An 11,831-nucleotide genomic window follows, 5' to 3' on the forward strand; every position below is an offset into this window, starting at 1 on the left:
GTCATGAAACTAACCATTCTACTCCTCCTTGCGTGCTTTTTCCAGGTACGGGCAAGTGTGAATGCACAAACTATTTCCCTGTCAGGTAGTAATCTTACGCTTAAACAGGCCTTTGCCGAGATCGAACAACAAACGGATTATGTGGTGTTCAGTAAAAAAGAATTTTTTAAAGACGCCAAAACCGTTTCGATTTCCATGCACAACCAGCCACTACTCGTAGTACTGGATTCACTCCTGAAAGATCAGCCGATTACTTACCGGCTGGTAGACAAAAACATTATCCTTTCGCGGAAAATGACACCGTTGAAAGAACTGTTGGCGCCCGTGTACTTTTCTGCCATTTCCGGGCGGGTAACAGACAGCCTGGGCCAGCCACTGGAGCGGGCTTCCGTTCGTCTACTACCCGGCAAAAAGGGCGCATTTACAGATGCGGCAGGCCAGTTTTCTATTGACGGTGTATCCGAAGGCAGCTATACCCTGGAAATTTCCGTGGTAGGTTTTGAAACCATCAAAAAAGAAATACAGGTAATCGCCGGCACTCCGTTGTCATTGGGCACCATTGCCCTGCGACCCGCCGCTTTAGCGCTCAACACGGTATCGGTTACCTACTCCACCGGCTACCAAACCATTTCAAAAGAGCGGGCCACCGGGGCTTTCAGCACCGTAACGAGCGATATGCTCCAAAAGCGCCCCGTATCAAACATCTCGACTGCCCTGCAAGGGATGGTAGCCGGCATGCAGTCTACCGAAAATGAAGATGGCAGCATGAACTTCCTGATCCGTGGCAGCACATCATTGTATGCCGACAAGCGCCCGCTGGTGGTGGTAGATGGTTTCCCCATATCGTCCAGCGATTTTTCCGACATCAATCCAAACGACGTAGCATCTATCACAGTACTGAAAGATGCCGCCGCCGCTTCGATCTGGGGCGCCCGCTCTGCCAATGGCGTGATTGTGATCATCACCAAAAAAAGCAAGCGCACCAAGCTCAAAATAGAAGCCAATGCCTTTACCCGCATTGCCCAAAAGCCAAACCTGCATCAACTGCTTACCCAAGCCAACTCCGCCGACCAGGTGGCTTACGAACGGAAGGCCTTCGAAAATAACTGGACCTTCTTTCCCTACTCCGGTTCTTTCTACGACCTTACTAACTCGCTCACCTTAGCGCAGGAGCTGCTATACGCCCAGCAGGCCGGCTCCATTAGTGAAGCCGATATGAATGCTGGCCTGGACCGCCTGAGCAAAATCGATAACCGCAAACAGGTGAAAGACCTGCTGCTGCAAAATCCCCAGCTAAACCAATACAATGTAACCTTACAGGCCGGTTCCGAACAGGTTAAAACATATGCTTCCCTCCTGTATGAAAACAGCAACGGCGGCTTCGTAAAAAACGGTTACGACCGTTTTAACCTGAACATGAACAATGATTTTAAGCTGGCCAAATGGTTGCAGTTTAACATTGGCGCCAACATGCAGTATAAAAAAATAAATACCAGCGGCGCTACCATCGGCGAAATACAAGACCTATCGCCCTACGAATTAATAAAAAATCCGGATGGCAGCTATGCTACAGAACTCAACACGTATAACCGCGAGCAGCTGGCAAAAATCCCTTCCGGTAAATTTCCTTATTCCGACTGGTCGTACAATTTATTACAAGAAGTACGCGGGCGTAATCTGGAGCAGGAAGACCTGAACTTCCGCTTACAAACAGGGCTCAACATCCGGCTGGCAAAAGGCTTGTCCCTTGAATCCAAATTCCAGTTTGAGCGGGATCATACCGATTACAATGATTATTACGGCGAAAGCACTTTTTATGTAAGAAACCTGGTAAACTATATGACAGAATACGACCCGGAAACCCAGGTCGTTGGTCGTTCTTTTATCCCGAAAGGCGGCATCCTCAAATCCCGTGTGGTAACAGACCCGCTTACCGGTTCCAGCGCTAATATAAATGCCCTGCAGGTGCAAAGCTACCTGGTACGCAACCAACTGAACTACGATGCGCATTTTGGCAATAAACACGACCTTACGGCGATTGCGGGCATGGAGTTATCGCAGTACACTTCTACCGGCAAGGGCTACCCATGGTCTTATGGCTACAATCCCAACCTGCTGCAAAGTACCACACCGCCTTATGGTTATGGTAATTCGCTGAATTATCTCACCGACATATTGGGATATACCGACAACGTACCCGGTGGCACCCCTTCCTTCACTTGGGAGCGCGACAAATACGTATCCTTTTACGGCAACGCTGCCTACACCTACAACAACAAATACACCCTGTCGGGCAGTATCCGCAGCGATGCGTCCAATTTCATTACCGACAAGCCTAGCCTGCGCTGGTCGCCGCTGTGGTCTATCGGTGGCAAATGGAATCTTAAGGAGGAAACTTTCATGCAACCGGTTCACTTCCTGGATCGACTGGATGTACGCCTTACCTGGGGTAAAAATGGGAACGTAGAACGCTCTACTTCTACCAAAGCCTTGCTGAACGTAGGTTCCAGCCTGAATTCCAGTACCAACACCATCACCGCTTCCATTGCCAATAACGGGAATCCAAGCCTGCGCTGGGAAAAGACCACCACTACTAACCTGGGTATAGACTTTTCACTCTTAAAAAATAAACTGTTTGGTTCCATAGACCTGTATAACAAAAAAGGCGAAGGTATTATCGGCGAAGTAGCCCTTCCCGCCGCTACAGGTACTACCTTACAGCGGTTCAACAATGCCGGCATCATTAACCGGGGAGCGGAAATAACATTGGGCTTCAATGCAGGTAAGGCCCCCGGCTTGCAGTATTCTACCGCAATAACCTACGCGTATAATTACAACAAGGTGAACAACCTTTACAACCCATCCGAATACGTATACCAGCTAATCGATGGTTATTTTGTACAGGGACGGCCGGTAAACCCGGTATATTCCTTTACCTACCTGGGTATGCAGGATGGTGTACCCCAGGTAAAAGGGTTGAAAGGGGTAGCCAGTTCCTTCAACAATGTATCGCTGTACAATGGTAATGCAGGGCTGGAAGTGCTCAACTACGAAGGCACCGCTACCCCACCGCATACACTGGGCTGGGTGAATACATTTGAATTTCACCACTTCTCCTTCACTGCTATTTTCAATGGTAAATTTGGCGGCGTGTACCGCGACCCAACCTTTAACTATACCGCTACCGTGGGTTCAGGTAAAGTGTTCGTGAACCGCTTCGTAAACGATGTACTGGCTGGAGATCCCACTATTCCGGGGTTTGCCAATGCTAACGAAACAAAGCTGTACCTGTGGGATCGCTACGCCCCCTATCTCAACACGCTGATTGAAAGCTCGTCTTACATTGAATGCAAAGAACTCACCCTCCAGTATGACCTGCCCCGGAAGGTGGTGAACACTATCCACTTTGGCGGGCTTAAAGCATTTGTACAAACCCGGGATGTAGGACTTATCTGGGAAGCCAACAAGCATGGCTATAACCCAGACTGGCTGCCAGGTACCAACCGTCCCGTGCAGTCCTACACCTTTGGCATCAATGCTCAATTTTAAATGACGACCATGAAACGATTATCAACTTACCTCCTCATAGCCCTGCTCTCTACTGGCTGCAAGAAATACCTTGCAGAAGAACCACGCAAGCAGGCCAGCGTACAAACCGTGGCACAATTGGAAGCACTGGTAGATAATGCCACCCAATTTGCCTACGAGCCAGATTTCTCGACCATTCTGTCTACCGACGACAATGAAATCACGAAAGAATTGTATGCTGCCAGTCCAAGCGCTTTCACCACAGACAATCTGCAATACTATACTTTCAGTGTAGACGGGGTGGAAAATGCGTCCTCCGATGCTTTATGGAATGGTGAATACAAGAAGATATTTACGGCCAACCTGATACTGGAAAACATAGATGCCGTAACCGGCGACGACAGTACCCGGGAGCGGGTGCGGGCCGATGCCCACTTCATCCGTGGCTATTCATACTGGGTACTGGTTAATCACTACGCCGCACCTTACTCCGCAGCCAACCTGGAAAGTCCGGGCGTACCGCTAAAGAAAACCACCGAGTACACCGAATCGCTCAAGCGTGCATCGCTCAAAGAAACGTACGACTTTATCATGGCCGATATTGTTGAAGCGCAAAAAGTAACCTATGACGATGTAGATCCCCGCCGGGCCTGGCGCGTTAGCAAAAAATCTATCGCCGCTTTCCTGAGCCGCTACTACCTCTTCACCGGAGATTATGATAACGCTATTCAGCAGGCAAACCTTGCCCTGGCCACGACCACGGCCAAGCTGGTGGACTTTAGTACCCTACAACCCGGCACACCGGCTTATTACACGAATCCCATCGATACGCTGCGATACCTGGACCTGAATAGCTGGACGCCTGCCAAATTCCTGTATTGGCCGGAATCTTTTTACACCCGTTACACCTACTATTCTTCCCAATGGTACAATCCCAGCACTGCGCTGATGAACCTCTACGATCAGCAACACGACCTGCGGTTTAAAGGCTTCTTTATCCACAACGGGGGCCGGCGCATGTCTGTCACCTATCGCGGTACTACCCGTTATACCTTCTTCTACGATGGACGCTATATTCCCGCAGGATTTACCGTGGCAGAAGTATTGCTGAACAAGGCCGAAGCACTGGCCCGCAAAGGCGACATTAATGGTGCCCTGGGTGCAGCCAATACCTTGCGCGAAAAACGCATCAGCCCTTATACGGCCCTCACCGCCACTTCACAACCCGCCGCCCTGAAGGCCGTATTGGAAGAAAGAAGAAGAGAACTACCCTTCACCATGCGCTGGTACGACATCCGCCGGTTTAGTGTGAACGACGATCCGAGCGATGATGTGACGGTGTCCCGAGATTTCTATACGGTATCCATCACCGGGGTAGACATGAACACTCCGCATACATACACCCTCAACAACAAACGCCTGCTGGTGCCTATCTCACAAAAAGAAATCGACGTAAGCAAGGGGCAGATCACCCAAAACACTTATTAAAAATAGCAACGGCATAACAAAGCCGACACCTTTACTATTTAATCACATTTACAACAACCACCATGAAAAAGTATTATCTCATCGTCATCGCCACCGCCCTATTGCTGGGCGGTGCTATGGACAACGCTTATGCGCAAAGTACACGCACTCCCGCACCCGACAAAGACTCGTTGAACAAACTCATTGCTGCCGTACAGCAAATGCCCGATAGCCTGAAGGCCCATGAGGCTTATTTGGCAGCGGCGGGCCTGAACGCTGCCTCTGAAGCACAATACAAAAAATGGATCGCCCAATTCCCTAATAATGCCACCGTATTATTTGCCATCGGTGAAGCATTTGCCGATCAGGAAAGCCCTAAAGCAAGGCCTTATCTATTGAAAGCCGTAGCCCTCCAGCCCAAAATGGCTGATGCTTGGGGCAAGCTGTGGATAGATGCCGAACGCTGGGGCGACTTCAAAGGCGGACAACAATACCTGGAGAAAGCTAAAAATGCCGATACCAACAATGTCCAATACGCATTTTATTACGCCAACTCATTCCGCGACACAGATACTGCGCGCTTCCGTACGCTCTCGCTGGAGGTAGCAAGCCGTTTTCCCAATAACACCCGGGGCGCACAATCGCTCTACTGGCTGGCTAACTACACAATCGACACGTTGGAAAAAATAAAGATTTATGAGCAACTGAAAAATAGTTATTCTCCCCTTACCGACTCCTGGTCTGCTGCCGGCACTAATGATTATTATGAACTGCTGCTGAAAAGAGATCCTGCTAAAGCCGTATCACTGGCTACATCCATCGCACAAATGAAAACCGATGGCGCGCCAAACAAGTGGGACGATAAGGTAATTTTAGCACAAAAGCTACAGCGCACCCAATCGCTGCCCGGCGACTCAGCACTCGCGGTATTATCTACCATCAAAGTTTCCCGTTACTCTCCCATTAAAGACCAGCTTATATTACTGAAAGCCAAGGCCAATGCCAGTTTAGGGCGCATCGACATAGCATACGATTCACTTATTACGGCCTTTTTTAAATCACCTAGCTTGGAGCTTCACAATGGCATCGTTCAATATGGCGCTCAATTAGGTAAGAATAAAGAGCAGGTAATTGCTGAACTTTATCAGCGCCTGGTGGCTCAGGCCCAACCCGCCACTCCCTTTACCTTAAAACGTTACCTCACGCCCGGCAACGCCTCGCTGTCTGATTTTAAAGGTAAAGTAGTGCTGCTCACTTACTGGTTTCCCGGCTGCGGTCCCTGCCGCGGTGAATTCCCGCATTTCCAGCACGTCATTGATCAATATAAAGACAAGGCGGTAGCCTACGTGGGCATCAACATAGAGTCTGAACAAAACGACTATGTACGTTCTTTCATGAAACAAAGTGGATATACATTTACACCTCTGGAAGAGATAAAAGACAGGGTAAAAGGTAACCTGAACAATGGAGGGGCCGCCCCGGTCAACTTCCTGATTGACCAACAGGGACGGGTGGTATTTTCGAATTTCCGCATTAATAAAGACAATGAACCACTTCTGAACGCCATGATAGACCTGCTACTTACGCATCCCGCGTAAGCAGCCATCAATACGCAAAAAGAAAGAGGCTACGCCGGGACAAAACCCGTGGTAGCCTCTTTTCACTTTTAATATGCTTATTACGATGGTAAGCGGGACGCACTGGTGCTGAGCTTTGCCTCGACTTTGCGCGCAGGGGCAACACCCTTTTTTTTATGCTTACCCCACCAGATCATAAACCCCGTTATAGGCAAGCTGGCACCGATAAGCGTGGTGAAAAACAGTAAGATTTTACCAGGCAACCCCAGCATGCTGCCCACGTGAATATCGTAGTTCATACGCCTTAACTTTGCTGCTCCAGACGATGCTGCATAACTGGTTTCAAACAGCTTATTGGGAAAGGGTAATTGCTTACCCGTATGCTGGTCAAAATTTACAGTACACCTATCATAATACTTGCCGGCACTGGGATAAATACTGATGGCAATTACCGACGAAGCCCTTGCAGTATCCGCAAAGACCACATAAAATCCCTGCGCCGCCGGAAATTGGGTTAATACCTTATTCCACGAATGGTCTATGGCCTGGGAAAGTGTGTACCTAGTTGCCCGAGGCAAGGAGGTATCAGAACGGTTAATAATGTTCGCTGGAAGCGAATTCCCACCCGACGTAACCCAATACAAGCCCTTGCTAAACCAAGCTACCCCAAACACCAAACCCGTAAGGCCACTGACTAGCAATACGAGTAGTGCATAAAAACCAAGCACTTTATGCAGGTCATAATTCACCCGTTTCAGACTGGCCTTCCACTTAATACTGAAACCCTGCTGCCGTGCTGCTTTCGTCCATTTGCGCGGCCACCACAGCACAATGCCGGAGAGCAGGATCAATACAAATAACAAAGTACCATAATCTACGATAGGCCTGCCAATCGCTTTGGGCAACCACAAAGTACGATGCCCGTTCAGGATAAAACGAAAAAAATCTGTTTCTCCTGCTTTGCGCCGTTCCAGACTGAGCACCTGCCCGGTGTAAGGATGTACGCGCAGCATAGCCATGCCCAGGCTATCTACACCCAGCCCCATTGTTATAGCCCTGTTCTGCTGGTAGATAGCATACACAGGCCGCTTGCCGGGGCATACAGCACCAGCTATATTCAATAACGCAGCGGGGGTAATTACCGGCTTATCCTGTGCCGTAACCTTCATTTCCGGATGCGTAAGCAGGGTAATCTCGTCCTGGAATACCCATATGCAACCAGTTACGCATACCACCACCATAATAGCCCCCGAAATCAGCCCCAGCCACAAATGCAGCCACGCCGCAACCCGGTAAAAACTACTGCGAGCCTGCGGTTTTTTCTTTTTCATACTGCTATCTAAATGATCCAATCAGTATAATGGTTTAATGCACAAATGTATTGCCGGCGGGGAGGAGCAGGTAATCGAAACGGGAAACAATTTAATCCAATCCGGAAAAGCGGCTACAGCAGCGGATCACAACGACCCCATCCCAGCCATTCATCCCGGTAGCTACCCCAGTAAAAAATGGCCCCCAATGTTCGAAACATCCATATTTCAGGTAATATAAGACCTGGCATAAAAACTACTACGTATATACGATACCGTTACACAATATAATCCATCCTAGCCGGTCTCAAGCATCTTTTCCTTCATCTTGTCTGGCCTAATAGCCCAGCCTGTTTATTCAAAACCCCCATCCCACAAAAGGCCTAAAAGCGGGTTTAGTGCTTTAAATGGGGCGTTAAATTATTAATTACGGGAAGAAAAATACACAGTGTAATGGAGTATGCTAAATATTTTAGTGATGGTAGGATATTTGTATAATTAATCCTAGAGATGTATTTAATAAATTATAGCGGCCATTAGGGCTGTGTACGCCATTTTTAAGGCTTAAAATAGTAATATGTGTCGCAGCCATAGATAGATCAGCAGCATATAGGGCCGTAAGACTACCCCCGCATGGAATACAACAACGTGAGGTGAACGCATTGGTTAAAAGCGTCTTGTGAATGATATTCTTTTTGTTGTATTACCCTGCATAAAAATTATGCAGGTGCTATACTTCCTTAACAACTTCTACAATGATTTTACAATTAGATCCCGCTATAACAGTAGAAACTCCCCTTGGAAAAGGTCATACCCTATTTATTATAGATTACGGTATGCACCAAAATACTTGCTGGGTGGTGGTGCTCCAAGAATCCGGCATTGTAAAGCATTTTGATTGCAATGATATTATTATCAGCACCAACTACACGTATGGAATTAATACGAAGGTGGGGAACCACGTAAAAAAGTAAGAACTTCAGCTTTTCATCCACAGTTTCACCAGAATTGAAAATTAACAATGCCATTTTTTCAATTTCTTGCCAAATGGCAAGTCGTGACAGTGTAGAATGTGTGTTCTTTGCAATAAACTTTAATACAATGAGCAAAACAATTTTTATAACAGGTGCCTCTTCAGGATTAGGTAAAATTACTGCCAAATTATTCTCCGAAAAAGGATGGACTGTAATCGCCACCATGCGAACACCCGAAAATGAAACCGAACTTTCTCAATTACCTAATTTGCACATTTTACCGTTAGACATCAGCCATCCACAGCAAATAGTGGAAACGGTAGCACTCGCAGAAAAAATCAGCCCGGTGGATGTACTATTTAACAATGCAGGGTATGTGTTAGCCGGTCCATTGGAAGCAATTACGGACGATCAACTGGAACAACAATTTAATACTAATGTCTTTGGAGCCATCCGCCTTACCCGGGCATTTCTCCCCTACTTCACCGCGAGAAAAAGTGGTGTTATCCTCACGACTACAGCTTTAGGCGCTTATATCCCAGACCCTTTTATGGCATTGTATGTAAGCAGCAAGGCTGCCTTAGAAAGCTGGTCTACGGGAATGTTTTATGAATTAGCAGCGAAGCATATTTATATCAAAACCATTGTTCCAGGGTTGATGCAGACCAATTTTGTAGGGAACGCCCAAGTAAAATTTCATGAAGCCTACCAGGATGATATCAATAAAGTATTGGCTGCATACGCAGATCCAGCAGCTGCTGCAAATGCAGACCTTCCATCCACCATTGCAGCAGCGGTATATGAGGCTGCCACCGATGGTAAACAACAAATTCATTACTTTGCAGGCAACGATGCAGTAACAAGATACCAGGAATTGAGTAAAAAAGGATTAGATGTAATATTACAGGAAAGGAAAAATTTTTTTTTGACAAATAAATAATGGAAGCACTTATCAACTATTTATTGCAATTCGGACCGCTCAATCTTCAGCAAATTGAGCTGATCAAAAAAAAAGCGGAAGAAAAAAAGGTAGCCAAGGGAGAGTATTTCCTGGAAGCGGGAAAAATAGCCAGGCATATTGGTTTTGTAAAAGAAGGCGTTTTGATGATTTGCTATTACAACAACAAAGGAGAAGAAATCGTACATCATTTTGTTGATGAAAACCATTTCGTAGCAGATGTGGAGAGTTTTATTCACCAAATGACATCCATGATTTACATTCGCGCCGTCACAGATTGTCAACTGATCTCTTTTTCTTATGATAACTTCAAAGCATTGTCGGAAACCATTATCGATTGGGATAAAATAATGCATAAAGTCACTATTAAAACGCTGCTGGATAAAGTAAATGTAGTACAACCCATGCTGTCTACAGATGCTCAAACCAGGTACACAACTTTTTTACAAAATTTTCCTAATCTGGCCAATAGAATTCCGCTCATTTACATTGCCTCTTATGTGGGGATTACCCCCACTTCGCTAAGCAGAATAAGAAAAAACATGCGGTAGAGGCAAACATGCCGAAAAATACGGGTAAGTACTATAATTTACACCCTCCCTTATGGTGACCCTGGCACAAATGATGTTATCTTTGGGGTAAAGAAAGTTCTATATGTCAAATAAAACAGCAATATTAGCCGGTGGCTGCTTCTGGGGCGTGGAGGAGCTGTTCCGTGCGCTGCCCGGGGTCATTAAAACCAGGGTAGGCTATACCGGTGGCGACGTACCCAATGCTACTTATCGTAACCACGGCACCCATGCAGAAGCTATCAAGATCGAGTTTGATCCTAACGTGGTTTCTTATCGTAAAATACTTGAATTTTTCTTCCAGCTCCACGACCCTACCACCCGCAACCGGCAGGGCAATGATATCGGTAGCTCCTATCGCTCGGCTATTTTTTACCTGGATGAAGCGCAGCAGGCAACCGCCACGGCACTCGTGCAGGAACTTACGGACGCCCACCTATATCGTAACCCTATCGTTACCGAAATTGTACCAGCATCCGATTTCTGGGACGCAGAAGAAGAACACCAGGATTACCTGCAGAAAAACCCCTACGGATACACTTGCCATTTTGTAAGGCCCGAATGGAAATTAAATACAACAGCAAGCAAATAATAACCGGCGGGCAAACAAGTTCCGTTTGCCCGTCCCTTCCTGCCCGCCCTTTCCCTTTTTCTTCTACCACGCAAAACTTTTCCCGGTAACAAACTTTTTCATGGCGGATTTTTCTTCTTTAATGGGCATCGATAGCACCACCCTTCGAACGCTTATAATGGCCTACAGCGCTTATGCAGCCTACCTGGAAGCCGATGAAACCGGGGAAAACCAGCAGGCAGCCACCGCATATCTCTACGCCGCTGCCTACGAGGTATTGCTTGACCAGGAAAAAGCAAAAGTATGGTTTGCTAAAGCCGCAGCATGTTATACCCGGCATAATAATCCTTATGGTGTTATAGCCAGCATCTGCCACAAATCCATAAACTATCTGGGATATATTGATTACCTGGAACGCAGGAATACAACACCCGACATGCAGTTTTATCAACTATTAAATTTAACCTTCATCGGAGAGAATATTAAAACAGCCATCCGGCAGGAGCCGGTGGGAAGGTTGCAAATACCCTTTCAATGGTATGCAGATGCCATTAATGCTACAAAAAATATAACCGGAGCGCAGCAGGCTGCACAACTGCCGGCAGTCTGGTACCCACTGCTTTCCCGGATGAACGAACCTGTGATGCAACTTCGGCAGGATACCCTTCGCTGGCGGCAGCAGCAGGGAACGGTAATTCCCATAGCACCTGATACCATTGCCACTTGCCTTACGTTGCTTTCCATTGCAGCAAGAAATGGCATATCCGGAGCGCACATCTCATCGCTTCTGGCAACGCAAACAGACTTCGCTTTTCTACCGGTAAAAATTGCCTTGCAAATTTAATGCTCCCTTTTTCGCTCAATTTTCGTTGAATAG

The 11,831-nt window shown here is 47.1% G+C and carries 9 protein-coding genes; 7 read left to right on the forward strand and 2 right to left on the reverse strand.

Going from position 1 to position 11,831, the window contains the following annotated elements; translation table 11 throughout:
* The first annotated feature begins 3 nt into the window (after positions 1 to 3).
* From GA0116948_RS14330 to GA0116948_RS14340, 3 genes are all read left to right on the forward strand, one after another.
* The gene (locus tag GA0116948_RS14330) at positions 4 to 3,549 is read left to right on the forward strand and encodes a SusC/RagA family TonB-linked outer membrane protein (protein WP_165798492.1); all 3,546 of its coding nucleotides are present in this window, start codon (positions 4 to 6) and stop codon (positions 3,547 to 3,549) included.
* 9 nt (positions 3,550 to 3,558) lie between these two features.
* Positions 3,559 to 5,016 carry a RagB/SusD family nutrient uptake outer membrane protein gene (locus GA0116948_RS14335; protein ID WP_165798491.1) on the forward strand — a complete coding sequence of 486 codons (1,458 nt, stop codon included), beginning with the start codon at positions 3,559 to 3,561 and terminating at the stop codon, positions 5,014 to 5,016.
* Between the two features lie 62 nt (positions 5,017 to 5,078).
* Complete coding sequence (locus GA0116948_RS14340) at positions 5,079 to 6,593, forward strand: TlpA disulfide reductase family protein (RefSeq protein ID WP_089713441.1); 1,515 nt, start codon at positions 5,079 to 5,081, stop codon at positions 6,591 to 6,593.
* An 80-nt stretch (positions 6,594 to 6,673) separates the two neighbouring features.
* Here GA0116948_RS14340 and GA0116948_RS14345 read toward each other — a convergent pair whose 3' ends face one another.
* Positions 6,674 to 7,903, reverse strand: a complete 1,230-nt coding sequence (locus GA0116948_RS14345) for a PepSY-associated TM helix domain-containing protein (protein ID WP_089713443.1) — start codon at positions 7,901 to 7,903, stop codon at positions 6,674 to 6,676.
* A 794-nt stretch (positions 7,904 to 8,697) separates the two neighbouring features.
* Complete coding sequence (locus GA0116948_RS21300; protein ID WP_165798490.1) at positions 8,698 to 8,991, reverse strand: hypothetical protein; 294 nt, start codon at positions 8,989 to 8,991, stop codon at positions 8,698 to 8,700.
* Between GA0116948_RS21300 and GA0116948_RS14360 the strand changes: the two genes are divergently transcribed.
* The 4 genes from GA0116948_RS14360 to GA0116948_RS14375 all read left to right on the forward strand — a co-directional run bounded on the left by GA0116948_RS14360 (position 8,984) and on the right by GA0116948_RS14375 (position 11,798).
* The gene (locus GA0116948_RS14360) at positions 8,984 to 9,796 is read left to right on the forward strand and encodes an SDR family oxidoreductase (RefSeq protein ID WP_089713449.1); all 813 of its coding nucleotides are present in this window, start codon (positions 8,984 to 8,986) and stop codon (positions 9,794 to 9,796) included. The two genes, GA0116948_RS21300 and GA0116948_RS14360, sit on opposite strands and share 8 nt — an antisense overlap.
* Positions 9,796 to 10,365: a Crp/Fnr family transcriptional regulator gene (locus tag GA0116948_RS14365; protein WP_089713450.1), complete on the forward strand. Its 570-nt coding sequence runs from the start codon at positions 9,796 to 9,798 to the stop codon at positions 10,363 to 10,365. Before GA0116948_RS14360 ends, GA0116948_RS14365 begins: the two co-directional genes overlap by 1 nt.
* A gap of 103 nt (positions 10,366 to 10,468) precedes the next feature.
* Positions 10,469 to 10,975, forward strand: a complete 507-nt coding sequence (gene msrA / locus GA0116948_RS14370) for a peptide-methionine (S)-S-oxide reductase MsrA (protein WP_089713452.1) — start codon at positions 10,469 to 10,471, stop codon at positions 10,973 to 10,975.
* Between the two features lie 100 nt (positions 10,976 to 11,075).
* Positions 11,076 to 11,798, forward strand: coding sequence for a hypothetical protein (locus tag GA0116948_RS14375; RefSeq protein ID WP_089713455.1), 723 nt, complete (start codon positions 11,076 to 11,078; stop codon positions 11,796 to 11,798).
* Positions 11,799 to 11,831 lie beyond the last annotated feature (33 nt).

Source organism: Chitinophaga costaii, assembly GCF_900094705.1.
Taxonomy (GTDB): Bacteria; Bacteroidota; Bacteroidia; order Chitinophagales; family Chitinophagaceae; genus Chitinophaga; species Chitinophaga costaii.

Bases quoted from the DNA above. Each gene is read 5' to 3' on its own strand.
- GA0116948_RS14330 (WP_165798492.1), top strand. From the start codon at position 4: ATGAAACTAACCATTCTACTCCTCCTTGCGTGCTTTTTCCAGGTACGG.
- GA0116948_RS14335 (WP_165798491.1), top strand. From the start codon at position 3,559: ATGAAACGATTATCAACTTACCTCCTCATAGCCCTGCTCTCTACTGGC.
- GA0116948_RS14340 (WP_089713441.1), top strand. From the start codon at position 5,079: ATGAAAAAGTATTATCTCATCGTCATCGCCACCGCCCTATTGCTGGGC.
- GA0116948_RS14345 (WP_089713443.1), bottom strand. From the start codon at position 7,903: ATGAAAAAGAAAAAACCGCAGGCTCGCAGTAGTTTTTACCGGGTTGCG.
- GA0116948_RS14360 (WP_089713449.1), top strand. From the start codon at position 8,984: ATGAGCAAAACAATTTTTATAACAGGTGCCTCTTCAGGATTAGGTAAA.
- GA0116948_RS14365 (WP_089713450.1), top strand. From the start codon at position 9,796: ATGGAAGCACTTATCAACTATTTATTGCAATTCGGACCGCTCAATCTT.
- msrA (WP_089713452.1), top strand. From the start codon at position 10,469: ATGTCAAATAAAACAGCAATATTAGCCGGTGGCTGCTTCTGGGGCGTG.
- GA0116948_RS14375 (WP_089713455.1), top strand. From the start codon at position 11,076: ATGGCGGATTTTTCTTCTTTAATGGGCATCGATAGCACCACCCTTCGA.